The sequence below is a fragment of the Parolsenella catena genome (assembly GCF_003966955.1).
In the GTDB taxonomy this organism is placed as follows: Bacteria; Actinomycetota; Coriobacteriia; order Coriobacteriales; family Atopobiaceae; genus Parolsenella; species Parolsenella catena.
Map to the genome: position 1 here is coordinate 724448 of NZ_AP019367.1, position 24567 is coordinate 749014.

A 24567-nucleotide genomic window follows, 5' to 3' on the forward strand; every position below is an offset into this window, starting at 1 on the left:
AGGAGCAACTATGGATGCCATCTACTCGGCAACAATGCTCAGAGACAGACCTCGCGAGGTGAAGGAGGCCGCGAGGCACAATCTCGTGCGCATTACCGAGAACGGAAACGGCGCGTTCGTCTTTTGCTCCGAGGAGATTTATCGCGAGAAGATCGCGGAGGCGGCCGAGCAAGCCGCCTATGAGACTCGCGTCTCGATGGGCATCGAAAGAGGCCGAGCCGATGTCGCTGCCGGTCGGGTCTTTGACGGCTCGCTTGACAACCTGTTTGCCGAAGCCGAGCGCAGGGCTGTTGCACATGGCTAGGCTCGTCATAACTGAAGGCTTCGTTGACGACCTCTCGCAAGTCTGGGCTGCGCGCGTCTCGAAGAGGATTCGCGAGTCTCTGGAAAACCTTGAGACATACTCTGAGCTTTGGTCAACACTTCTGCCTGTGAGGATGAGAAAGACATACGGTGAGTCGGTCAGAAGATTGACGGTCGCTCCGATTGATGCGATCTACGAATTTGATAGGGGCACGGACTGCGTGTATGTCTATGCACTGGTTTCCTGCAGGAGGATGCGCTAGGAGGGCCGAGCGCCCCTAGTCCTCGTAGTGGTTCCAGCGATCGAACAGGCCGGGGTTGCTGTGGCCGGTCCTGCGACCATCCGCGTCGTAGTGGTTGACGGCCCCGAACAGGCCGGGGCGTGAGCTGCCCGTCTTGTGGCCGTGGTCGTCGTAGTGGTTGTAGGTGCCGAACAATCCAGGCCTGCTCGTGCCGGTGCGATGCCCCTGGGCATCGTAGTCCACCATTGAGCCAAACAGCCCCGGCCGGCTCACACCCACGCGATGGCCGTGCTCGTCATAGTGAACGACGCTGCCGAACATGCCCTGCCTGCTATAGCCCTGCCGAGAGCCCATGCTGGCCTCCTTTGCGATGCGGACCGATGCCCGTTTGCGCAAGTGTAGGGGAGATTGCGGACAATAACATTTGTCTGCAGCACTCAGAAAAACGTGTGCTTCCGCTGCTTCTTAAGGAATCCCTTGTTGAAGTCTCGCCAAGATCCAAAGAAGATTCTTTCGGCGCTCGCCTGCTCGTTGTTGTCGTATTTGAGTGCAGCAAGTTCGATTCCACAGACGAGGTCGGCAACTTGCTGGAGCTTGTAATCGCTGGGCTCGCCGTTACGATACGTGATGACCTGTTTGCCAAGCGCATACTCAAAACCCGAATGAAGAACGCGAGTTACGTTGCCCTGACCGTTGTCGTAGTAGATTTTTATCTGGTCATAAGACTGGAAGAAGGCGAGATTGTCGAACAAGAAGTTCACTAAGTCCTTCTTCATCCGAGCGAATAGCTTTTCGTCGTCGCCAAGCTGCCTCTTCTCGTAGGAGAAGGTTCGGTAGCTGTAGGGAGCTTTGTTCGCGAATGTGCTGAAGCTGGTCAGGAGCTTCTTGCGAGTATCTACTGACAGATTGGCGTAGGCCTCTCCACCACGCATAAGAGGGTTAAGGTGAAAGGGTATGTCGCTCAGTCCTCTATTGGCAAGCGTCTCTATATAGGTGGAGATAAGCGGCGCGAGCTTCCTGCTCTGGTCGTGGAACACGAGGGTAAGCAGGTAATACTTCGAGTCTGGCCCACTGTTTCCGGACTCATCTATAAAGACGGACAGCTCGGCCACGGGTCGCCCTCTCGATATAAAAAATGCCGGGGGGATCCCCCGGCCCTTGTTTGCCCCCTCTTGCGAGGCGACTGATATTTATATACCACAGAATGCAGGTTTTGATGCGTCCATGCGGCTTAATTCTGCTCACTGCAAGCATGGCGGGGCGTGGAAGCTACGCCGATGGACTGGTCGAGTGTATCCGACTGCTCCTTATTAGTAAGAGCGGGCAGGATATAGACGTTCTCACGGTCGACGGCGATTTGCGTGGGTTCGTTGTGAAGGGCGTTTACGGTGCCCAGACACTTCGAGAAGGGCGTCAGGTCGGGGACCTTGGCTTCTGCGAGCTTTGCCGTGAGACGCTCGGAGAGATCGTTGTTGAGTCGGTCGAGCCCCTTTCCCGCACCCTCGAGCGCCTCATCGATGAGCGTCTTGTCTCCCACGGGTGTGGCGGCAACTTGTGGCCGGCTTCGGGCGATGGAGCGAGGTACATATGGGACGCTGGCACGGTGAGAACGTGGCGCGGAAGGGTGCCAAACCGGTAGTGCCAACCGCGGCTGGCCATGCGGGAAGGGGTCCAAGGAGTGGTCTTTTCGGCTATTTCTCGCCCTTCTGACGGTACTTGTCGATGAAGGAGCCGTCTTCGGCTCTCCATGTCTTCCAACCGTTGTTGGCGCGGCCGAGCACGACCCAGGAGGCCGTGGACGGGGCCCTGCACGTGACGTCCTCCTGGAGAATGTTGCCGGAGATCCTCGCGGTCTTCCTCGGCTCGGGAAGCCACACCCCCTCCTTCGAGGGGAGGCACTCGGCCCCCGCCTTCACGGTGAAGTCCCCGCCCCTGGCGACCATCGTCGCCCTGGCGGTCCCCTCCTTGGTCTTCTTCTCCATGTGATAGGTGCCGTCGGGGATGCGCGACCAGTCGTCCTTCACGCGGCGCTCCTCGGTGGCCTGGTCGAACGAGTCCTCCTTGGACTCCTGCTCGGGGTAGACCTGCCTGCCCTCGAGCGAGGAGAGCAGCTGGATCACGAGGTCAACGTCGAGGGCGAAGAGCTCGGAGTTGGGCACGCACGACTTGGAGAAAATCTCGTCGAGCAGGGCCTCCTTCTCGTCGTAGTCCTCTACCTCGATGGCGAAGCGCCTCTTGAGGCCGACTACGTTGAAGTAGCCGTTCCTCTCAAGGTTGTACATGCGCTGCTCGAAGTTCGAGCTGCCCGTCTTGCCGATTTTCACGAGCCCCGGCACGACCGTCGTCATGACGTAGATGATTCCCCTGGGCACATCGTCCTCCTCGCGCTTACTGTTCTTGGGATCCGATTATCGCACCGTGGGGCCTGGATCATTTGCTTCTCCTCTACGCCGGCCACCAGATGCGGGTGAGCGGCAGGATCGAGCGGGTGTCGTCGTCTGCCCTGTCGTAGACCTCGACGTAGTGGCGCACGAACGCGTCCAGGTCGAGCAGACGCACTGGGACGTTGGCGCGGTCGGCCTCGTAGCGGGCCTCCTTGGTGAAGCCTCCCGTGGAGACGTAGAGCCCGCGGTCGCCCGCGCGCAGCCCGCCTATGAACGAGCGGACCGCCGGCGCGCCCATGGCGCCCTTGCGGTGCTTGACCTCGGCCACGATGCGCGGGCTCTCCAGTCCCAGCGCGTCGGGCGACGCCACGACGTCGCGGCCTCCGTCGGGGCCCTTGGGCATGACGCGGGCGCAGTACCCCATGGCTCTGAGGAGCCCCGCCACCAGGCGCTCCATGTCCTCCCAGTCGAGCTGGCCCACGCGGTCCTTTATGAGCTCGATGCCGTTGTCGTAGGTGGCCGCGAGCGACTCCTCGTCGCTGGCGGCGCCGTCCTCTGGCGTCGCCGCCTCGTACGCGGGCCGCCCGCCCGAGGCGGACTCTAGGTCGGCCATGACCGCGTCGGACACGGAGAAGATGGTCTGGATGCCCCCGAGGGAGTTCCTCGACTCGGGCGCGAGCGCGTCGCGAGGGGCGGTCCTGCCCCACCTGACGTGGCGGGTGTAGGTGACGGCATCCGGCTCGTCGGCGGCGACGCATGGCCCCGAGACCTCGCCCATGTGGTAGAGGCGCTCGGCCGGGTCGTACATGACGACCGTGGAGCCCTGCGCCATGGAGTGGGCGAAGCGGTAGACCTGGCCGACGTTGGCCGCGACCCTCTGCTTGCTCTCCGAGGGGTGGGCCGACGCGTAGGCCTCCCGGATCTGCTCGCGGCCCATGGCGGCGATGTCGGCGCCGCCGAAGTCCCAGCCTATGCCTATGACGCCGCGGGCGAGCCAGTCTGCCGCGTACGCCCCGCCGCGCCCTGCGCGGATCATCCATGCGCCCATGGGATACCTGCCTTCCATGCTGTGTACGCTCGCATTATCGGCTGTGGGCTTGAAAAACGGGCGGCTCAAACGGAATCTCAAGCCTCCGCTCATGTCACGCCATCCGAATTCCAAGCCCTGATTGTGCGTTTAGGGCACATGATAGACTGCTAAACAGTGAAGGAAACCAATGATCGCCTTCGGAACAGCAACGATTACAGCGTTGCTGTCTTCGTCTTTCTAAGGAGCGTCCTATGGCTCGCAAAGCCGTCAAAAAGGACAAAGAATTATCTCTCGAACAAGCTCTGTGGAACTGCCGTGTCGCGCTTCGTGGCGTGGGCAGCATGGAGAAGAACAGGGACGCCGTAATCAGCCTCGTGTTTCTCAAGTTCGCTGGCGACAAGTTCGAGACCAGACGCCAGGAGCTCCTCGAGCAGTATGGGGACATCCCAGTGTTTCTCGAGAAGCCGTCATTCTACAATGCCGCAAATGTCTTCTACCTTCCGGAGGAGGCTCGCTGGTCCTACATCCTTGACCACGCCGCTTCAAATGGCATTGCCGTCATAATCGACACTGCGATGAGTGAGGCCGAGAGGGCAAACCCCTCGCTGAAGGGCGCCTTGCCCCTCGGCCTCTTCTCTACGCTGGGTGCCTCTGCGACGTCTATCAAAACTTTGATAGACGCTATCGCGCAAATCAGTGAGAAGCGTTTCCACGAGCAAGATCTTATCGGAAGGGTCTACGAGTACTTTCTCCAGACGTTCGCCGTTGGCAGTTCAAAGGAAGACGGTGAGTTCTACACGCCGGCCTGCGTGGTTGAGCTTATCGCTGAACTCATCGAGCCTTATGAGGGCGTAGTCTACGACCCGTGTTGTGGATCTGGCGGCATGTTCGTGCAATCGCACAAGTTCGTGGAGCGTCACCATGGCAACAGCAGTGCAATTTCGGTTGTTGGACAGGAGTCCAATCCCGATACATGGCGGCTGTGCAAGATGAACCTCGCGATTCGCGGTATATCGAACAACCTTGGGGAGAGGGCAGTCTCGACTTTTACGATGGACCAACATCCTGACAAGAAAGTCGACTTCATCATGGCAAACCCGCCGTTCAACCTCAAGAACTGGCGCGGGGAGGACGAACTCACTAAGGATCCACGCTGGACTGGCTATCCAGTGCCTCCTGTGTCCAATGCGAACTACGCATGGATATTGCACATGCTCTCGAAACTCGACGTAAACCATGGTGTCGCCGGATTTCTCCTCGCCAACGGAGCGCTCAACGCGGATGGCGACGAAGGAGAGATTAGGCAGAGAATCCTGGAGAACGACAAAGTCGAGGCCATCATCGTTCTACCGCGCGACATGTTCTACACGACTGATATCTCCGTGACCTTGTGGATTCTGAATATGAACAAGGGCGCTTGCGAGCAGGGTGGCCGTCATCTGCGCGACCGCCGTGGCGAGGTGTTGTTCGTTGATCTGCGCACGTGGGATGAGAACATCGAGAAGTATACGTACGATAAGGGCAAGAACAAAAAGAAGACGGTATTGACCACGGAGCAGATCTCCCGCGTCAAGTCCATTTTTGAAGACTGGCGCTGCGTCGACGGTGGCTATGAGGACGTTCCCGAGTTGTGCAAGTCCGTTCGCGTCAAAAGCGACGACCCCGAGGAACTCACCATCGAGAGTCGCGGGTACTCACTTGCGCCGAGCAAGTACATCGAATTTGTGGACCACGACTTGGACATCAATTACGAGAAGGAAATGGGACGTATCCAGGATGAGATGAAGCAATTGCTAACAACCGAGAAGAAGTCCCAGGCCATGCTTGCAGCTGCGTTTGAGGGTATCGGCTATGGGATTGAATAAAGTAAAACTTGGGGAGCTTATTGCTCGCTCTGATAAAAGAAACGTCGAGAACAGATATAGCGTTGGCTCTGTCCGTGGCCTTTCTGTTGAAAAGGTATTTATTCCGACGAAGGCGGACATGAGAGGTGTCTCGCTGAAACCCTACAAATTGGTTGAGCCCGATTGGTTCGCATACGTAACGATTACCTCGCGTAATAGCGACAAGCTTACGATTGCTCACAATACGTCGGGAAGCAGCTATATTGTCTCCTCTTCTTATGAGGTGTTCTACGTCCAGGATTCCAGTCGTTTGGATTCAGCCTACCTATTCATGTTGTTCAATCGTGCCGAATTCGATAGATATGCTCGTTTTAATTCTTGGGGGAGTGCGCGCGAGGCATTTTCATGGAAGGATCTTTGCGACACCGAAATCGAATTGCCGCCAATCGAGATTCAGCGAAAATACGTTGCCGTCTATGAGGCGATGCTGGCCAACCAGCGGGCTTACGAGAAGGGACTCGACGACCTAAAGCTGGCGTGTGATGCGTTTATCGAAAGGCTAATGAGCGAGCTTCCTCATGAAGCTATCGCTCCTTATATAAGCCGCAAAGCAGACAGGAATAGGGACCGAGAGCAAGAGCTTGATAGGGTTCTGGGGCTTAGTACTAAAAAAGAATTCAGGGTTCCTCAGAGTCGTGTCAACAAGAAAGAACTTGGGAATTATAAGGTGGTCGAACCTGGGGATATAGCTTATGTTCCAACGACGGACACTTGGAAGGTTCTGGCTTTTGCAGTAAACAACCAAAATACCGCCATTGTCGTCTCTCCGATATACGAGGTCTTTTCAGTCGACAAGATGAAGCTACTCCCCGAATATCTAGGGGCTTTCTTGCGCAGGAGCGAATTCGATCGGTATGCGCGTTTCTCGTCATGGGGGAGTGCCCGAGAAAATTTTACTTTTGAGGAGATGAGAGACATCCGAATTCCAATACCAGAAATTGGGATTCAAGAGGTTGTGGTCAATCTGTCAAATGCAGTCCGTGAAAGAAGGATGATTTGTACTTGGCTCAAAAACCAGCTCAAATTAATCTGTCCAATTCTCGTTAGAGGTGCAATGCAGGAGGCTATGAACTAGTGAAGAGGCGTCTCTTTTCTCAACGTTACGATGCCTTGGACCGCATCAGTGAAACTGACCTTGGCGATGGACTTACCGATAATGTAACGCTCGAAGTCAAAAGGCGCCTTGCTGATGTGATGCTTGACTTTTGCGAACCTCTCCGTGTCAAGTCAAGTCGATATGACAATACCACTTACGAGACCGATGCGCTGTCCCTTGCAATCGAAGACTTGAATGACACTATTGGCTATAACTTATTCAGCCTCGGTTATATGACATATAGTTATGACGAAGCAGCTGTCCTAACAAACGTTTTTACACCCCACCTCTTCGATATCATTGAGCTTCAATACGATGAGCTTTCCGATGACGTAGAAAACGGAAAAGAAGGATTCCGCAAGGAAATCAATCGTGTTTTCCAGGAGCATGATTGCCCTTGGTTATTTACTGATGGACGTCTGGTCAAGGTCGATGCCAAGCAATTCGAACTGGACTTGAAACTCAAGGCAATCGAAAGAATGCAGGAGCTTAGAGACGCGAATCCCCTCTACCAGGGGGCCTACGACGAGCTGAGGAAGGCCGTCGACTTCCTGGGACGAGGAGACTATGCTGAAGCTGTGATTAATGCTGGGAAAAGCTACGAGAGCGTCCTCAAGGTTATCTGCGGACCAGGAGCTGAGACGGAGTCGGCCAACGGCCTTATAAAACGGCTGCTTGAGTCCGACAAGTTATCCCTTCCAGAGAGCCTCAAGCCCGAGGCTTTTCAGAATAGCGTTCTTCTGTCTTTCCCTATCATTCGTAACAAGGTGGCGGCACACGGTTCCGGTGCGACTGAATGCGAGATCAGCGCCCCGATGGCCAACCTTGCCGTCAACCTGGCGTGCGCTCTCGATACCTATCTCATCCAAGAAGCGACTGACATAGAGTAGGCAAGAATGAAATCGTCGGACAGCAAATTCGAAAACAGCAAATTCACTGAAGGTGAGCTTGAGCAGGCAATCATCAAGCTGTTCCAGCAGCAGGACGCCAATGGCGTGCGTTGGAGCTATGCTAACGGCGAGTTGCTGCACCGTCGCTTCGATGAGCCACTCATGGAGGACCGGTTGAAGTCGAGCCTTCGACGCCGCTATGCCAATATCGACCTGACCGAGGGCGAGCTCCAGACGCTCGTGGGCGAGCTCAAGCGTGTCCCCTCGACCCCGCTCTACGACGGGTGCCGACGAGTGTTCTGGCTCATCAACGAGGGGTACACACTTTCTCGAGAGGACACAAACAAGTCTGCCGTTCATATCGAGTACATCGACTTCGACGACATCGCCAACAACGACTTCCTCATCGTGAACCAATACACGGTCGAGGACGTGCGCACCCGCCGCCCCGACCTTTTGTGCTTCGTGAACGGCATACCGCTCGCCATCCTCGAATTCAAGACCGCCATAGAGGAGGATAAGACCATCCACGACGCGTGGAAGCAAATCGCCATTCGCTACGCGCGTGACATCCCAAGTCTGCTCAAGTACTGCTGCATCGCCGCGGTCAGCGACGGCGCCAACAGCAAGATTGGCACCGTGTTCACTCCGTACTCGTATTTTTCGCCTGGAACAAGGCCAATGACCTCGACAAGGTGTCGAACGGCATCAATTCCCTTTACACCATGGTCGAGGGCGCGTTCGCGCCCGCCCGCTTCCTGGCAATCGTTCGCGACTTCGTCTTCTTCCCAGACGACAGCAAGAACTCCACTGAGATAGTCTGCCGCTACCCGCAGTACTTCGCAGCGACGAAGATGCTCGACAACATCTGCGAGCACCTGCGTCCCGAGGGCGACGGCAAGGGCGGTACGTACTTTGGCGCCACTGGCTGCGGCAAGACATACACCATGCTCTTCCTCTCGCGTCTGATGATGCTTCGACGCAGCGAGGAGCTGGGCAATCCTACCATCGTGCTTATTGTTGACCGCGAGGACCTGGATAACCAGACAAGCGAGTTGTTTGTGACCGCGAAGCGGTTCCTGCACGACGAGAATGTGCGCAGCATCGAGACGCGCGGCGACTTGGCGGAGACGCTGCGTGGGCGCGAATCGGGTGGCGTTTACATCACCACTATCCAGAAGTTCAGCGAGCAGATGGGTCTTCTTTCCAACCGCTGCAACATCATTTGCATTTCCGACGAGGCGCACCGCACTCAGACGGGCGCGGGCTCTAAGCTTATGATCACCGAAGAGGGTGCCTTCACCCGCTTCGGCTTCGCTAAATACCTGCGCGACGGATTCCCGAACGCGACGTACGTCGGATTCACGGGTACGCCCATCGACGAGACGATTGCCGTGTTCGGCCCAGTTGTGGACCGCTACACCATGAAAGAGTCGAGCGACGACGGGATTACCGTGCGTATCGCTTATGAGCCTAGGTTGGCGCGAGTGCTCCTTTCCGATGACGAAGCGAAGAAGATCAAGGAGTACTACGACCGCTGCGCCGAAGAGGGCTCAACCGAGGATGCCATCAAGGAGAGCCAACGCGCCATGAGCTCGATGGAGGTGCTGCTACGCGATCCCGACCGCCTGAAGAAGCTCGCAGCCGACATGGTCGAGCACTACGAACGCCTCTGTGGGGAGAAACCAGGCGTGGTACAGAAGGCCATGATAGTGTGCTCGAATCGCCCCCATGCCTTCGACCTGCTCAACGCCATCCTGGCCATACGACCCGAATGGGGCGTTGCGAAGAAGGCCGAGAACGAGAGCAGGCTATTGCCTGAGCGACTGGAGGAGCTTGAGTCGCTGCCCAAGATTAACATCGTGGCCACGCGTGGCAAGGACGATCCGAGGGACCTCTTTGACGCCTGCGGCAACAAGGAATGGCGCAAGAAGCTCGACAAGCAGTTTAAGAACAACGATTCAAACTTCAAGATCGCCGTCGTCTGCGACATGTGGATTACCGGCTTCGACGTTCCCTCGCTTGCCGTCATGTATATCGACAAGCCGTTGCAACGCCACACGTTGGTGCAGACCATCAGCCGCGTAAACCGCGTGTTCGAAGGCAAAGACCAGGGCCTAGTGGTCGATTACTTCGGCATCAAAGAGAACATGATGAAGGCGCTCAAGACCTACGGCGGTGACGATTCCGGTGCTATCGACGATTTGACCGTTGCCCTGGGCATCTTCCGTAACCATCTGGCCATGATTGACGACCTCATGACTAATTTCGATTCGAGTGCCTTCCATATGGGTAAACCGCTCGAGCGCCTTGGATGCCTGAATAGGGCCGCCGAGTACGTTCAGCTCTCGAAGGAATTTCAGACGCGATTCATGGGGCTTACGCGCATTCTGAAGTCTGCATACCAAATCTGCTTTCCCTCGGGAGAACTATCCGACCACGAGACCGCGATGTCTCAGTTCTACATGGCGATTCGTTCCATCGTCTATAAGCAGACCAAGGGCGATGCGCCCGACGCCGAGATGATGAACGAGGTTGTGGAGGACATGGTGCGGCGGGCAATCAGCTGCACGGGCGTTGAGAGCGTGATTGACGTTGACGGACCCGAGGATCTCTTCGGCGAAGATGCAATCGCTGAGCTTAATGCCATGAAAATGCCTATTACCAAGTTCAATGCCCTCATGAAGCTGGTCAAGAGGGCCATTAGAGATTACGGACGTACCAACAGGGTTAAGGCCCTCGATTTTGATGAGCGCCTGAGAAGGGTCGTCACTGAGTACAACTCTCGCGACAACCTGACCTTCGCCAGCGAGGTCGTGTCTGACTTTGTTGACAGCCTGTCTGACCAGCTCGTTGACATTCTCCGGGATCTAAAAGACGACGAACGATCCTTCGAGAAGATAGGGATCACCTACGAGGAAAAGGCATTCTACGACATCTTGGTTAAGGTTCGCGATGACCATGGATTTGTCTTTGAGGATGAGAAGTGTGTGGCGCTCGCCAAGGAAATCTCAAAGCTTGTGAGTGACAAAGCACAATACGCTGACTGGTCGACACGCGATGACATCAAAAGCCAGCTGAACATGGATCTTACCGTGATGCTCTACAAGAATGGATACCCACCCGAGTGGGATGAGGAGGTCTTCGAGAAGGTTATGGACCAGGCGGAGAACTTCAAGAAGAACGATACGTTTAAATGAACGACTCAGACGCTGTGTGGCTTCGTATTATTCCAAGGCAAAAATTGTCGGAGCAGCAGTTCAATAGGCTTGAACTTCTTGAATATGCTTCGAAACAATCACTTTTTTAGTGAGGCTGCTGATGATCGTAGTAGATGGTCGAACCGATAAGGAGAAGTTGTTCGAACTCTTGAACTCTGGCGGCGAGTGCTCCGAGCTCGATTTCAAGGAGACACTCGACTTCTCGAAGAAGATTGACGAGCTCCACTTTGTCAAGGATGCCGTCTCGATGTGTAACCGCTATCCGGGTGGCTATATCGTCATCGGCGCCGACGATGATGGTAAGCCGTCTGAGATTAGCGAGCAAACGAATTGGTCGCAGTTCGACGGTGCGGTGCTGACGGACAAGATAAGGAAGTATGTTGACGCTCCACTTGCTGCCATCTCCCAATTGCATGACGTGGACGGGCATACATATTGCCTCATTTGCCTTCTCAGCCCGGAGGATGGCCTTCCCGTCCCCTTCGCAAAGCTTGGTCAAACGGCCGATGGAAAGGGGCGACAGTCCGTTGTTTTCCGGGAAGGAGAGTTCAGCCGACGCGACGGGGCGCAAAACCGGTGCATTGAGTATGCGCAGTGGGCTGAGATGCTAGGCCAGCACGATGGCCGCGTGAGGAAAGACGAGAGTAAGCGCATGGACTTGCTCGTCGATAAGATTATCGCGGTCTTGGGCGAAAGGGGCAAAACTCCCCCTCTTGTCTACGGAATGGACGAGCACGCTCTCGTCGAGGCCCTCGCAATCTGCTTTGAGCAGAAAGAGGACGAGAAGCTCGCTCGCTTCATCGGGCAAGTCGCCTCTCAGTTCCAAAGCGAATCCGATGCCCTCAACGAGCTCGTGGGAATCGGGGCATACGCCGTCGCCTACTACAACGATGCGATTTTCATCAAAGTCGTCGATGCCCTCTATGACTGTTATGCCTCCATTGATGAATCAAAAGCGGATCGTTCAACAAGGCATCTGAAGGTGGCCGTCGCCTGCTACGAACTGGGGGCGCAGCTTGTTCGCCTAAAGAGGTGGGACTTGATCGCCCCGTTCGTCAACAGGCAGTCTCCGGCGAATCCGTACTCGCTTTACGCCTCCTGGATAAGGGACTGCCAGGTTGAGTCCGTCAGGGCAGGCCTATTTAAAGACGCCGACTCCGGAATGATGATATCTGTCGCGCTGGAGAACGCTACCAAGCATCCCATCGTCGCCCCCGACTGCGGGCTGGATTCGGAGAATGGGGATCTAGGGCGGGACCGTTACCTTGACCTGCTGTGCTCGTTCGACTTCCTCTACTGCCTCTGCGTCTTTGTCTCGGGCGTGGGAACCGGGCTTGCCTACCCCGCCTGCTGTGCCTATTCGGAGAATCGCATCGCCGGCGTGGTATCCCGTTTCTTTGGCAATGACCAGGGACCGCGCAGGGAACTGCTTCCCGATGCCGATGACGATAAGGTCGCCTTGGGTCTACGGGCTCTCTATAAACTGGCGGGCGAGGAGGCCCTGAGGAATGACGGCCGGTTCTACTGGGGCTTTGACCCGACGCGTGCCCTAAGTCATTTCCTGAACGAGCACCCTGAAAAGCCTGGCGAGCAACAGCCTGACATATTCGCATACAACAACGCCGAGAAGCGCGAGGGACATAGCTAGCTGTTCGGTTCACCGCCCAATCCATACTGACCGATGTATAATGCGCGGGCTCGCATAGCGAACTCTTTCGCCGGCAGCATTCGACGGGATAACTGTCTGCGTTATTTGAGCGCACATCTGAGGCAATGACGTGCGCAGTGCGACTTAGAGGGAAACCGGCATGACCAACGGCGATTACGACAAGGTCGCGACGCATTGGACCAGCAAGGAGACCGATGTGGTCCGGATGCCCGAGGCCGAGCTGCGCGCCGAGGTCGACGCCTTTCTTTCCTCGCACAACACGTGCACGCTTGTCTGCGGGGCGGGCGACTTCGTGCGCTGCACCCCGCTGGAGTACGTCTGGCGCGACGGCTCGTTCTGGATCTTCTCGGAGGGTGGCCTGAAGTTCTGCGCGCTCAAGTGGAACAAGAACGTGAGCCTTGCCGTGTTCGAGCCCTACGGTGGCTTTGGCAAGCTTGCGAGCGCCCAGGTCACGGGAACAGCCGAGCTCATTGATCCCGAGAGTGACGAGTTCGCAGAGGCGGTTGCGGCCAAGGGACTTCCTGTCTCGGCCCTGCCTAAGCTTCGGGGCATGCTCCATCTCATCCGCGTGACGCCTTCACGCATTGACTATCTCTGCAGCGAGTTCAAGTCCCGCGGCTTCGACTCTCGTCAGTGGATTGAACTGTAGGAGATCCACTCTTGTCGCAAACTCCGCCCACCGGGATGGTTTCGGGTCCGCACGGCCCTGATTCCATCCCAGGAGGCGGAGTTTGCGCGTGTCTGCCTTAGCTCGCGTCCGCAACCTGCCCTTGCGCAGCCGGCGTGAACATGAACCTGCCGGTGTCGCCGACGCCGCGGATGCCGGTGAGGGGCTGTACATCTCCGGCCGTCCACTGCATGGCATCGGCCTGCATTGTGACGCTGTGACTCGCGAAGCGGTCAAGGTCGCATACGAGCTGCCTGCGCCTGACGTTCATCTTGGATGCAAAGTAGGAGAGCTGAGCCTCCTGCGGGCTCACGCTGAGGTCGCGCTCGTACTCGAGGACGGAGTAGCCCCCGAACTGCGCCGTTATCTTGGCGTTCTGTCCCTCGGGGAAGTTCCTCATCTGGATGCTCATGAGGGTCCTTTCGCCTGGCGTTCTATGATGCCGCTGGCTTAGCGTGGCGAGTGCGGTCCCAGGGGGCGTGTCCTTTGGGACGATGACGGTGGAGGTATTTCGTGGGCGCGAGTGGTGCTGCTCCTCCCGCACATTAGAAATTAGGCGTCCGTTAAACTCAGCTGTCGCTTTGTTGACGGCTAGGGCGGAACATACCAGGTATAGAGCGTTCAAGCGTCGCTAAAGTCGCAGGTAGACGGTTTGTGCACGTTCGGTCTACTCGATGGCTTTCAAGCTAGCCGTCAACAAGGCGACAGTTGGGCGATTCCGCGCGTCTAATCGCCAAATCAACGCTCGCAGCTAAGGTTTTGCGACCCCGGCGTCCTATCATTTTGCGGAGAAGCAAACGGGGTCCAAGAGGGACGCTGCCGTAAACTCCGCTACGCTACTCGGCCTCACGGCGGGCAACCTCGTCGATGAGGATGGCGTCGCCGTGCTTGGCGGCCGCCACACTTGCGAGCATGAGCACGCCCATCGCGGCAATGTAGGCAAACAGCATCGTTGGCGCCACGTCCATCACGAGGCCCGAGAGAATGGGCGTCACTACCTGCGCGGCCATGCTCACGGTGTAGTAGTAGCCCGAGTAACGGCCCACGCTGCGCGAGCTGCAGCACTCCAGGATCATCGTGTACACGCACAGGTCAACGCCGCCCAGCGCCACGCCCATGAGAAGAAACACCAGGTAGAGCGCCGGCGTAAAGCCCGGTGCCAGCCAGATGAGGGCGGGACACGCCGCCATGATCACGGCCGTGCCAAGCGCCACCTTCTTGCGGCCAATCTTGAGCGAGAGGTTCGCCAACGGCACGTAGCTCGCGAGCGCGCCCACGATGGTCACGATGTTGATGACGGCGTACGAGCCGCCGGCCATGCCAAAGAACAGGTCCGCGTAACGGCTGATGTTCGTGGTCATAGCGTTGTAGCTCATGTAGTAGAAGAACGTCGCGGCCAGAAGGCACGCGATGGAGCGGCGCATGCCGGCGTCTGCCACGCGCTCCTTGCCGCCGGCCTCGGGGGAGTCGTCGAGGTCGATCTGCTCCTCGTCAATGCCCATGGCAAGCGACTTCTCGCGCATCTTGGCGACAAGCGCCGGCTCGCGCACGAACGCGGCATAGGCCACGGCCGCCACGAGGATGAAGAGCGCCTGCAGCACAAAGAGCGGCAGGTAGTCGGGCCGCTCCACGTTGGGCACCATCACCGAGATGGCCACGAGCATGAGACCCGTGCCAGCGTATCCCACGATCTTCTCGATGGAGTCGGCCTTGGTGCGTAGCGGGCGCGGCGTGATGTCTGCCACTACGGCTACCGTCATGGTTCGATAGGCGCAGATGGCGAGCAGCGTGAGGATGATGGCGCAGATGAGCACGGGAAGGCTCCCCATGTTGTTGGCGATGGCGATGAGCGGCACGGAGAGCACGGCCACGGCGGAGCCGCCCAGGATGAACGGCGTGCGACGGCCGAGCCTGCTCGTGCAGCGGTCCGAGAGGATGCCGAACAGCGGCAGCAGAAACAGGCCAAACACGTTGTCGATGGCCATGATGGCGCCGGTGAGCGAGTTGGAGAGGCCAAACGTGTTCGTGAGCATCTTGGGAACGATGCCGTCGTAGACCTGCCAGAAGCTGATCATGCCCATGAAGGGCAGCGAGGCCAGCGCCACGGCTCGGCTGTCGAGCTTGGCGGCGCGCTTGAGGTCGGGCTTTGCCATGGGTATCTCCTTGGGTTGGGGCGTGCGAGCGGGGGATGAGGCGTGAGGGGGGGTACGTCCCCTGTTCACGCCCCATGCGTCAGACACCGAGCGTCTGGCCGAACGGGGGTACGTCCACTGTTCATGCGTCAGGCACCGAGCGTCTCGACGTGTTCGAGGTTGGCGAGAAACGCCACGTAGAACTCGACGCCGTGCTTGTAGACGTCCACGCCGATGCGCTCGTTGGCCGCGTGCAGCAGCGTGCGCGCCTCGCCCGAGTAGACAAAGCCGCAGAAGCGGTAGACGCGGTCGCAGATGGCGTTGAACTCGCGCGAGTCGGTGCAGGAGTTCTGCACGTAGGGCGCAAAGCCCGCCTCGGGGTAGACGCCTGCCACGCAGCGGTGCAGGTAGTCAAAGGCTGCGTCGTTCTCGTAGGGAGAGATGGGTGCGGGCTCGGTGTAGGGAATGGCCTCGTTGACCTCGACGGTCACGAGGCTGGGGTCCACGCCGCTCGCGCGGCACTGCTGGGCGGCGAGCCTGCGGGCGCGCTCGACGGCGTCGTCGATGGTCTCGAACGGGGCGATGCGCACATTGAAGTTGGCGCGCGCCACGGGTGGCAGCACGTTGTGGGCGTTGGAGCCCTCGAGCTGGGTGAGGGCGTAGGTGGTGCGAAGCATCGCGGCCGTCTCGGGGCTTGCGGCCATGATCTTGGTCACGGCCGGGCGCGTGAGCCACAGGTTGCCAAAGACGGCCTGGTAGAGCTCGGAGCTGCGAGCGCCAAGCTCGGCAAGCGTGGCCTCGACGGCAGGGGTGAGCTGCGGCTTTCCGGGGTTGGCCGAGATGGTCTCGCACACGCGGCAGAGAAGCCGGCATGCGTCGTTGGCCGCGGGCGTGGAGGCATGGCCGCCGTTCGCGCGTGCCGTGACCGTGAGGTCGACGTGGCCCTTCTCGGACACGCCCACCATGGCCACGGGCTCGGTGACGCCCAGGGGCGCGTCGGTTGCCACGGCGCCGCCTTCATCGAGCACCAGGTAGGGGTGGACGTCGTGCTCGCGCAGCCACTCGACGGCGTGGGCGGCCGTGGGCGAGGCGATCTCCTCGCCGTCGCTCGAGAAATACCAGACGTCACGCGGGGGCACGTAGCCCTGGCCCACGAGGTGCTCGGCCGCCTCGAAGAAGGCCGCGACGATGTTCTTGGTGTCGAGCGTGCCGCGGGCCCAGATCTGGCCGTCTGCGATGTCGGCAGCGAACGGGTCGTGCTGCCAGTCCTGGCCCTCGACGGGGACGACGTCCTGGTGAGCCATCATGACGACGGGGTCGAGACCCGCGTCCGCGCCCGGCCAGCGCAGCAGGATGCCGAAGTCATCGATGCGCGTGAGCTCGGCCACGGCAAAGAAGCGCGGGTAGAGGCGCCGAAGTGTGGGGATCCACAGGGCAAAGACGGCATTATCTCGCTGAGAGACGTCCTCGCGCGAGACGGTGGCAATGCGCAGCAGCTCGCGGAAGCGCTCGACGGCGTCGTCTCCCGCCTTGTAGCCGCCTGCGGTGAGCGGCGTTCCCTGTGCGGCTGATGGCTTGGCTCCCATGATGGTCCTTTCCTTGCATTTTCGCTGTTGCGAGACAGGATATGCCCCCTGGCAGCGTGCCGGGCAAAACGTTGCGAGCTGTTCATCTTGCGCGGCGTGAACAGGGGATAGGCACCTGTTCACGCTTGCGCACGGCGCCTACGACACGGTGACGGTGCCGTCCTCCTCGACCGTCACGGTGTCTCCGGTGGCAACGGCCTCGAGGAACTCGTCGCCCAGGTTATCTACGGTGGGCATGGGCGTGTCCGTCCACACGCCGGACAGGATGGCGCCGGCGGCGGCCAGGCTGTCGATGGGCTTGGAGAACAGCAGACACGCCGGCTGGCGCCCCATCTTCGTGGCGCAGAAGAGCACCATTCCGCCCGTCGTGGAGCCAATCGTCTGTGGCAGACACAGGGCGCGGCCGGCCATGGGTTTGCCGTAGAGGTCGGGGTTGTTCTGGTCAGAGCAGGTGGCGCGCTTGTCGCCGAACATGAGCGCCTTCTGGAACGACGCGAGCGTGTTGAGCCCGCCGTGGCTCACGAGCGCCTCCGCCCGTACGCTTCCGGGCACCACGACGCGGCCGTGGAAGACCTTCACCATTATCGGTCGCCTCCCTTCCATGCCAGTGCGCCGGTCGTGACGCACTCCAGCACTTCGCGGTCCGTGCAGTAGCGCGCCGTTGAGTAGGTGCGCAGCTTGTTCGAGTTGGTGACGATGGGCATGCCGCCACACAGCGGGTTGTTCGTGTACATGAGCGGGCAGATGCTCGAGACGACCGCCCCCGTGGTCGCGAAGCGCGCGTAGGCGTCCGTCTTGCGGAAGGCCTTGGCGACGGCGGGCGCCGCGGTGAGCACGGTGGGCACCTGCACGCGGCGATGCCCCGCGGCGGCGAGGCCCTCGCAGATGTCGCCCGCCCAACGCTCGAGCTGCGTTGCCGAGAGGTGCGGACATCCAATAAAGGCCAGCTTGGGGCGTGCGCCCGGCTTCTTCCACATGACGGGGTAGCTCGCGCGCACCCGCTCGAGCTCGGCGTCGTCGATGCGGTAGACCCGGGCGTCCGGCGCGATGAGGTCGCGGCCCTTCTCGCGCGCCTCGGGCGTGAGGCCCTCCACGTGGTAGAGGCCCACGGCACCGTTGGATGCGCTCGCGGCGCCCATGTCCTTGAGGTAGTCCTCGACCTCGGCGGTGAGCTCGTGGCCCAGCCAGTGGTCGAGGCCCCTGATGTAGGGGACCTCCTCCATGACCTTCATGCCGATGGCGCTGCCGAGCACCTGAGCCTCGGGCTTGCGCTCGCAGCTGACCTCGATGACCCGCGTGGCCTGGCGGCCCCCGTCCGTGAGCAGGCCAAACTCGGGCACAAAGCCCGCGATGGAGCCGAACAGCTCGATGATGCCGGAGTTGCGGTTGCAGCGCGCGCCCAGCACCGAGTTGGCAAAGACCACGGCACTGCTCTCCGCCCAGCTGAGGACGTCTCCGGGCGCGGGGCGGTTGCCAACCTCGGGCTGATAGCACGTGCAGGTGAACGAATCGCTTCTCAGAAGCCCCATCTTGCGCAGTTGTGCCTCGTAGTCATCTTGCTTTGAGTACATGACCTTGAAGACGAGCCGCTGCAGGGGGTTGGCGGGCACTGCCGGGTCGAGCGGGCGCGGGTCGGCGGAGAACGCCTGGCCGCTGAGCGCGCCCTGCTCGATGAGCTCGTCCATGAGGTCATAGACAGGGCCGAGCATGGACAGGCCAAAGCTCGTGACGATGTGGCCATTCCTGCTGGTGACGGGCACCATGCGCGTGGCGCCGAAGCACTCACCGTACATCACGAGGGTCTTCACCACCTTGGCCATGGCCGGGCCCTTGGCGCCGTCGAGCAGCGCCTGTTGTTCTGGCGTGAGGTTCATGTTACGAGAACTCCTTCCGGTCTAGATCGTGGTGCCAAGGCGGTATGCCGCCCGCACTGCCTCCAGGACGCGCCCGGGGGCAAAGCCGTCGCCGATGTTTCGGAGCTCGGGCGCGGCGTGCGTCTGCTGCAGCTCGTAGAACAGAGAGTCGTCCGCTTGCCCGCCGCAGGCAATAACCACGAGGTCAGAGGCTATGACCTCCTCGTGCCAGTCGTCGCCGACCTTGGGCGCGAGCGGGTTCACGACGTTCTCGGGCAGAATGGGCGTCCAGGAGACGTACGGGTCTGGCACGTTCTTGTGGCGGTTGCGCGAGACGTGCAGGAGCGTGCCGCCCAGCGTCTGCTCGGCGCGCTCTACGCGGGTCATGTTGAGCAGGCGCACGCCGTGGCCAGCAAGCGCGTGGAGCAGGTGCCCACGGTTTGCCGTGCAAGCGCCCTGCATCATGTGCGGGAGCATCTCGACTACGCTGACCTCGGAGACATTGCGTTCCACGGCGAGCCACTGAGCCACCTCGCAGCCCACCGCCCCGCCGCCTATCACGGTGACGCTGCGCGCCTGGCCGAGAAGCTCCGGCTCACGGAGCAGACGCGTGGCGGGTACGGCCAGGCCGGCATCGACGAGCTCGGAGAGACCGGGGATGGGCGGCGTGGCCTCTTGGGCGCCAGCCGCGCAGACGATCGCGTCATAGCGCGCGGCTGCGAGTGCATCCTTTGTGGCAGCATGGCCCAGCTTGAGTGTGAGATTGCCCTCATCGGCCTGCTTACGAACCTGTCGCTCGAGGTAGACGCGGTAGTTCTCGACGTCGAACTTGATGCGGGCGGCGCCGGCGGCCACAAGCTTGCCGCCGAGCTTATCGGACGCGTCGATGAGCGTCACGGCGTGTCCCCGCCTAGACGCCGCGAGTGCGCAGACCATGCCCGCCGGTCCGGCGCCCACCACGGCCACGCGCTTGGGCCTCTTTGCGGGAGCGGGGCTTTCTGGCATGAGGTGCTCGAAGCTGCAGCGCGGGTTCACGGCGCACTGCGGGTGGCCACCCTCCACGAACTCGTTGAGGCAGCCCTCCTGGCAGCCGATGCACGGGCGGATGTCTGCGACGCGCCCGGCGAAGGCCTTGTTGGGCCACTCCGGGTCTGCGAGCAGAGGTCGGCCGAGCATGACCATGTCGCAGCTGCCCTCGCGCAGCGCGCGCTCGGCCGCGTCTGGGTAGCCGAGCTTGCCCACGGCCACGACGGGGACGGGAAGGCCGGCGTTGGAGCGCACGCCGTCTGCCGCAAAGCGCTCGCGCACGGCTCGCGCCACCGGCACGAAGCAGCCCGCCGGCATGCTCGCGGGCGGGTGTGGCATCCACCAGTTGTCATAACAGCCCAGGTCAACGTCGAAGACGTCCACTCCGGCCGCCACGAGCTCCTCCATATAGGAGAGCGTTTGCTCGACGGTGCGCCCTCCTCGCATGCGTCCGAGGTAGGTGGAGCCGAGCGTCTCCTCGTCGTAGGTCTCCTCGAGGGCAAGCGACAGGTCGATGCGGTACATGATGGGGTAGTCGGGCCCCACGCGGCGGCGAATCTCGGCGACCATGTCGAGGCCAAAGCGGCGCCAGTCCGCGTATCGTCCCAGCTTGCGGTGGTTGAAGGCGGGGTTTGAGAGCTGCTCGATGAGGTAGCCCTCATGGCCGTGCAGGTAGACGCCGTCGATGCCCATTGCGTGCGCATCCGCCGCGGCCTGGCCGATGTTCGTCACGATGCGGCGCAGCTTGCGGTCCGAGAGACGCATGCAGGGGATCGCCGGGATGTAGTAGTTGGGCAGGAAGCTCGCAGATACCGGGAGCTTCTTCTGCGTGAGGAGGCACTGCGGGTTGCCGACGCGCCCAAGACCGGCCGTGAGCTGCACGAATATGCGCGAGCCATGGGCGTGGACGCCCTGGGCGAGGTCTCGCCAGCCGGGCATGACGGTGCGGCTGCGGTCGATGCGCGGGAAGTAGGTGAGGCCGTCGAGCTCCGTGACCGTGGAGTCTATGCCGTGGCTTACGGGGACGAGGCCCGTGGTGAGCAGGCCGCAGCCGCCCTTGGCGCGCGCGAAGAAGTACTGCAGCATCATGTCGTTGGGGCGGCCGGTCTCCTCGCACATGTCAATGTTGCCCATGGGCGCCATGACGATGCGGTTCTTGATGGTGAGCTTGTTGATCTTGATGGGCGAGAAGAGACGGTCATAGGGGTAGAGCTCTTGCGTCATGCGCGCGGAGCTGCCGCAGAGGCCGGGCTTCTCGCTTGCGTTTTCCCTGCTTGCGGGCCAGTTGTCGTATGAGCCGACCAGCTGCTGGACCAGTGCGTCTTTTCCCATGGCTTCCTCTCAGATGTTGACTAGGCAACAAGCTAGTGTAGTCGTATATGTTAAGTAGTCAACGACTGTTTGTGGGGCGCGGGCTTTTTTGTGGGCACCAAATCAATGCTGGCAGCTAATGTTTTCCATCCTTCTCCTCCCTACGATTGGCCATACGGATAACCACAGGGAAGGAAATTCAATGTTCAAGAATAACAAGGTCACAGACGGCAAGAAGAAGTCCAAGCTCAAGCTCGTCGTGATAGCTCTCGTTGTCATCTGCGTTGCCGCGGGCCTTGGGTCCGGCAACAAGTCCACGGATTCAAATGCGTCAAACGCTTCGAATGCGCCCGCTCAGGCCGAACAGCAAGATGAGAACGTTCCTACCGAATATAAGACTGCACTCAGCAAGGCATCGTCTTACAGCTCTACGATGCACATGTCGAAGCAGGCCATCTATGACCAGCTTACGTCCGAATATGGAGAGAAGTACGCTCCCGAGGCCGCTCAGTACGCCGTTGACAATCTTGTGGCGGATTACAACGCCAATGCCTTGGAGAAAGCAAAGAACTATAGCGACACGATGCACATGTCAAAGCAGGCCATCTATGATCAGCTTACCGCTGAGGAGGGAGAGAAGTTTACGGCTGACGAGGCCCAGTATGCCATTGACAACCTTGAGGCAGACTACAATGCAAATGCGCTTGCAAAGGCCAAGCAGTATCAGAGCGAGATGAGCATGTCACCTGAGGCGATTCGCGACCAGCTTACGTCCTCTGCCGGCGAGAAGTTCACGCAGGAAGAAGCGGATTACGCAATCGCAAACCTTTAGGATCGCATGCGAAGGAGGCACTCGGAGGCAACCATGGCAGAGCCGCTGACGGAGGAGTTGCTCGACGAGCTGCTCGAGGCGCCGAGCATCGACAGCTATCTTGACGTGCACGCGCCAGGAACCCGCTCCCTCTCCGACTACCTCAACGAGCTGCTTGTGGCCAAGCGGCTCAAGCGGTCGCAGGTGGTGCGCATGGCCAACCTTAACGAGACGTTTGGTTACCAGATCTTCACGGGCGCGCGCAACCCCAGCCGCGACAAGGTGCTCCAGATCGCCTTTGCCATGGCGCTCACCCTGCGCGAGACCAACCGCGCGCTCGAGGCCGCCGGCGTGAGCTCGCTCTACAGTAAGGACCGGCGCGATGCCATCATCATCTTCTGCCTCGACCGCGGCTGCTCGCTGCAGAAGGTGAACGAGGAGCTCTATTGCTTTGGCGAGCGCACCATCTGCTAGCTGCGCTTTATTGATCAGATAGCCGGGCTAACGCCATAGGGTGCCCAAAGGGGCCTGACCCCTTTGGGCACCTTGCTATGATGGGGCCATGACCACCACGAATGAGACAGACGAGACACACGACGAGCTGGCGGCCGCCTTGCGGGGCGCCGTGCCGCCCGCTGCCGATGCCTACCGCGTGGAGCGCGTGCTCAAGAGCGCCCCGGGAGAGCTCACGCAGCTCGTCTACCTGCGCACGGCTGCTGGCGGCGAGCTGGGCCCCTACGTGCGTAAGGTCATCGACCGCGAGTCGGGCCTGGGCGGGGCCTACGTGGCCCTCGCCACGCGCGAGCGCGAGGGGCTGCGGGTCCGTCAGCTCCCGCGCATCATCGAGTGCGGGGTCGAGAGAGGCTCGCTTGTGGTCGTGATGGAGCGCGTTCCGGGTCACACGCTGCGCGAGGTCATCAAGGCTGCTTCGCCTGCGCAGCGCGTCGAGCTCGCCGCACGCCTCATGCCGGCCGTCTGCGATGCGGCCGAGGAGCTCCACACGACCCTTGAGCAGCCGATCGTTCACCGTGACCTCACGCCTGGCAACGTCATGTGCCCGGATGGCGATCCCACCACGCCCGTGCTCATCGACCTGGGCATAGCCCGCACCTGGCATAACGATGCCGAGACGGACACGACACACCTGGGCACCCGCGCCTACGCGCCGCCCGAGCAGTACGGCTTTGGCCAGACGGACGTCCGCAGCGACGTGTACGCGCTTGGGCTTCTCGCCTTCTTCTGCCTCACGGGCCGCGACCCCTCGCCGTCAGACCGCGAGCGCGCCTTCGCCGATCCTGCCGTGCCCGAGCCCTGGCGCGTGGCCATCGAGCACGCCGCCGCGCTCGACCCGGCCGAGCGCTACCAGACCGCGGGCGAGCTTGCCGCTGCCCTCCGCGGGCTGCCCGCGACCTTGGCATTGCGCAAGGCTCCGAAGCCGACGGCGCCGGAGCCGAGGCCGGCCACCGCGCCGCCCGCCCGCGCCCCTCGGCTCTGGACGCCGCGCAACGTCATCGTGGCCGCGGGGCTCGCGCTCTACCTGTTCGGATGCGTCACGGACGCGGTCGTGCCCGACTACTGGGCCAAGGCCTCCGCCGCCTTCAACCTCTTTGCCTTCCTCGTGTTCATGCCCTATGTGGGCCTCGTCTGCGCCTATGCCGTGTGCGACAAGCGCTGGCTGCGCTCGCGCGTGCGATGCCTCCGCACGCGCTCTGCCCTGAGGGTCTGGCGCAACCTGCTACTCCTCTTGCTTGCGCTGTTCGCCGTTCTCGTGGTTCTCGTCCTCGTGCCACTGCCGTGAGCGGGGGAGCGAGGGACAAGCTCGCGCCCCGTTCTGCCCGCTCGTGTGCGAGCTGTGAATGATGTTGACGCGTTAACAACAATCCATACAATGGTGCTTCGAACGTTGATGTTTATCCGTTAACAAGCGTCAGGAGCACCCATGGCATCGAGCGACCACAGGCCCACGGACGGCGAGCGGTTCGAGGAGTTCGTTGGGCTCATCTCCTCGCTCGAGAAGGAGGTCCAGCGCATCCGCGCCGTCGAGTGCGAGCGACTGGGCCTTCGCGGCGCAGACCTCATGTGCCTGTACTATCTCGGGCGAAGCGATTCTCCCCTCACGGCAGCTGAGCTCTCGCGCCGTGCCGGCGTGACGCGCGCCGCCGTCTCTCGCTCCCTCGCGCAGCTCGAGGAGGGCGGCCTCGTTACCGTGGCGGCGGCCGACGACGGGCGCGCCTACCGCGCGCCCGTCTCGCTCACTGATGCGGGCCGGGCGACCATGGCGGGCGTCGACGAGGCCGTCTCGCGCGTCATGTCGCGCGTGGACTCCGCGCTCAAGGACGACGCCCGCGCCCGCCTCTACGCGTCGCTCGCCTCCGTGCTCGAGTGTCTGCGCGGCATCGGCCGCTAGCCCGCATGCCCCTCTCGCGCGCCGGCCATCACCCA

The 24567-nt window shown here is 60.7% G+C and carries 24 protein-coding genes; 13 read left to right on the forward strand and 11 right to left on the reverse strand.

Features of this window, described 5'->3' with window-relative positions:
• Positions 1 to 10 precede the first annotated feature (10 nt).
• Both Pcatena_RS03330 and Pcatena_RS03335 read left to right on the forward strand, forming a co-directional pair.
• Positions 11 to 304, forward strand: a complete 294-nt coding sequence (locus Pcatena_RS03330; RefSeq protein ID WP_126421613.1) for a hypothetical protein — start codon at positions 11 to 13, stop codon at positions 302 to 304.
• A complete protein-coding gene (locus Pcatena_RS03335) occupies positions 297 to 566 on the forward strand; it encodes a hypothetical protein (RefSeq protein WP_126421615.1) in 270 nt (89 codons plus the stop codon). The genes Pcatena_RS03330 and Pcatena_RS03335 overlap by 8 nt, the downstream gene beginning before the upstream one ends.
• A gap of 15 nt (positions 567 to 581) precedes the next feature.
• On the opposite strand, the gene Pcatena_RS03340 is transcribed toward Pcatena_RS03335, so the two are convergent.
• From Pcatena_RS03340 to Pcatena_RS03360, 5 genes are all read right to left on the reverse strand, one after another.
• Positions 582 to 899 (reverse strand): hypothetical protein, encoded by a 318-nt coding sequence (locus Pcatena_RS03340; RefSeq protein ID WP_126421617.1) that lies wholly within the window; start codon positions 897 to 899, stop codon positions 582 to 584.
• 83 nt (positions 900 to 982) lie between these two features.
• Positions 983 to 1657 (reverse strand): DUF3800 domain-containing protein, encoded by a 675-nt coding sequence (locus Pcatena_RS03345; RefSeq protein ID WP_198433412.1) that lies wholly within the window; start codon positions 1655 to 1657, stop codon positions 983 to 985.
• Between the two features lie 119 nt (positions 1658 to 1776).
• Positions 1777 to 2082: a hypothetical protein gene (locus Pcatena_RS03350; RefSeq protein ID WP_126421619.1), complete on the reverse strand. Its 306-nt coding sequence runs from the start codon at positions 2080 to 2082 to the stop codon at positions 1777 to 1779.
• A 154-nt stretch (positions 2083 to 2236) separates the two neighbouring features.
• The gene (locus Pcatena_RS03355; RefSeq protein WP_126421621.1) at positions 2237 to 2917 is read right to left on the reverse strand and encodes a DUF4357 domain-containing protein; all 681 of its coding nucleotides are present in this window, start codon (positions 2915 to 2917) and stop codon (positions 2237 to 2239) included.
• 73 nt (positions 2918 to 2990) lie between these two features.
• A complete protein-coding gene (locus Pcatena_RS03360; protein ID WP_198433413.1) occupies positions 2991 to 3977 on the reverse strand; it encodes a restriction endonuclease in 987 nt (328 codons plus the stop codon).
• Between the two features lie 233 nt (positions 3978 to 4210).
• On the opposite strand from Pcatena_RS03360, the gene Pcatena_RS03365 reads away from it, so the two are divergent.
• From Pcatena_RS03365 to Pcatena_RS03390, 7 genes are all read left to right on the forward strand, one after another.
• Positions 4211 to 5824, forward strand: coding sequence for an N-6 DNA methylase (locus tag Pcatena_RS03365; protein WP_126421623.1), 1614 nt, complete (start codon positions 4211 to 4213; stop codon positions 5822 to 5824).
• Positions 5811 to 6938 carry a restriction endonuclease subunit S gene (locus Pcatena_RS03370; RefSeq protein WP_198433414.1) on the forward strand — a complete coding sequence of 376 codons (1128 nt, stop codon included), beginning with the start codon at positions 5811 to 5813 and terminating at the stop codon, positions 6936 to 6938. Before Pcatena_RS03365 ends, Pcatena_RS03370 begins: the two co-directional genes overlap by 14 nt.
• On the forward strand, positions 6938 to 7849 hold the full coding sequence (locus Pcatena_RS03375; protein ID WP_126421625.1) for an AbiJ-NTD4 domain-containing protein: 912 nt from the start codon (positions 6938 to 6940) through the stop codon (positions 7847 to 7849). Before Pcatena_RS03370 ends, Pcatena_RS03375 begins: the two co-directional genes overlap by 1 nt.
• 6 nt (positions 7850 to 7855) lie before the next feature.
• Positions 7856 to 8668: a type I restriction endonuclease gene (locus tag Pcatena_RS08240; RefSeq protein ID WP_232619890.1), complete on the forward strand. Its 813-nt coding sequence runs from the start codon at positions 7856 to 7858 to the stop codon at positions 8666 to 8668.
• Positions 8557 to 11049 carry a type I restriction endonuclease subunit R gene (locus Pcatena_RS03380; RefSeq protein ID WP_232619913.1) on the forward strand — a complete coding sequence of 831 codons (2493 nt, stop codon included), beginning with the start codon at positions 8557 to 8559 and terminating at the stop codon, positions 11047 to 11049. The genes Pcatena_RS08240 and Pcatena_RS03380 overlap by 112 nt, the downstream gene beginning before the upstream one ends.
• A gap of 121 nt (positions 11050 to 11170) precedes the next feature.
• A complete protein-coding gene (locus Pcatena_RS03385) occupies positions 11171 to 12718 on the forward strand; it encodes an AlbA family DNA-binding domain-containing protein (protein WP_126421627.1) in 1548 nt (515 codons plus the stop codon).
• Positions 12719 to 12878: 160 nt separating this feature from the next.
• A complete protein-coding gene (locus tag Pcatena_RS03390) occupies positions 12879 to 13388 on the forward strand; it encodes a pyridoxamine 5'-phosphate oxidase family protein (RefSeq protein WP_126421629.1) in 510 nt (169 codons plus the stop codon).
• A gap of 97 nt (positions 13389 to 13485) precedes the next feature.
• Here the strand turns inward: Pcatena_RS03390 and Pcatena_RS03395 are convergent, their stop codons facing one another.
• From Pcatena_RS03395 to Pcatena_RS03420, 6 genes are all read right to left on the reverse strand, one after another.
• The gene (locus Pcatena_RS03395; RefSeq protein WP_126421631.1) at positions 13486 to 13818 is read right to left on the reverse strand and encodes a hypothetical protein; all 333 of its coding nucleotides are present in this window, start codon (positions 13816 to 13818) and stop codon (positions 13486 to 13488) included.
• Between the two features lie 424 nt (positions 13819 to 14242).
• Positions 14243 to 15559: an MFS transporter gene (locus Pcatena_RS03400; protein WP_232619891.1), complete on the reverse strand. Its 1317-nt coding sequence runs from the start codon at positions 15557 to 15559 to the stop codon at positions 14243 to 14245.
• Positions 15560 to 15687: 128 nt separating this feature from the next.
• On the reverse strand, positions 15688 to 17124 hold the full coding sequence (locus tag Pcatena_RS03405) for a M20/M25/M40 family metallo-hydrolase (RefSeq protein WP_126421633.1): 1437 nt from the start codon (positions 17122 to 17124) through the stop codon (positions 15688 to 15690).
• 138 nt (positions 17125 to 17262) lie between these two features.
• Positions 17263 to 17706 carry an aconitase X swivel domain-containing protein gene (locus tag Pcatena_RS03410; RefSeq protein ID WP_232619892.1) on the reverse strand — a complete coding sequence of 148 codons (444 nt, stop codon included), beginning with the start codon at positions 17704 to 17706 and terminating at the stop codon, positions 17263 to 17265.
• Positions 17706 to 18998: an aconitase X gene (locus tag Pcatena_RS03415; protein WP_126421635.1), complete on the reverse strand. Its 1293-nt coding sequence runs from the start codon at positions 18996 to 18998 to the stop codon at positions 17706 to 17708. The genes Pcatena_RS03410 and Pcatena_RS03415 overlap by 1 nt, the downstream gene beginning before the upstream one ends.
• A gap of 21 nt (positions 18999 to 19019) precedes the next feature.
• A complete protein-coding gene (locus tag Pcatena_RS03420) occupies positions 19020 to 21335 on the reverse strand; it encodes an NAD(P)/FAD-dependent oxidoreductase (RefSeq protein WP_126421637.1) in 2316 nt (771 codons plus the stop codon).
• Between the two features lie 181 nt (positions 21336 to 21516).
• Between Pcatena_RS03420 and Pcatena_RS03425 the strand changes: the two genes are divergently transcribed.
• From Pcatena_RS03425 to Pcatena_RS03440, 4 genes are all read left to right on the forward strand, one after another.
• Complete coding sequence (locus Pcatena_RS03425) at positions 21517 to 22146, forward strand: Ltp family lipoprotein (protein WP_198433416.1); 630 nt, start codon at positions 21517 to 21519, stop codon at positions 22144 to 22146.
• Positions 22147 to 22179: 33 nt separating this feature from the next.
• Positions 22180 to 22599, forward strand: coding sequence for an XRE family transcriptional regulator (locus Pcatena_RS03430; protein WP_126421641.1), 420 nt, complete (start codon positions 22180 to 22182; stop codon positions 22597 to 22599).
• Positions 22600 to 22687: 88 nt separating this feature from the next.
• Positions 22688 to 23923 carry a serine/threonine-protein kinase gene (locus Pcatena_RS03435; RefSeq protein ID WP_126421643.1) on the forward strand — a complete coding sequence of 412 codons (1236 nt, stop codon included), beginning with the start codon at positions 22688 to 22690 and terminating at the stop codon, positions 23921 to 23923.
• 141 nt (positions 23924 to 24064) lie between these two features.
• On the forward strand, positions 24065 to 24532 hold the full coding sequence (locus tag Pcatena_RS03440) for a MarR family winged helix-turn-helix transcriptional regulator (protein ID WP_126421645.1): 468 nt from the start codon (positions 24065 to 24067) through the stop codon (positions 24530 to 24532).
• Positions 24533 to 24567 lie beyond the last annotated feature (35 nt).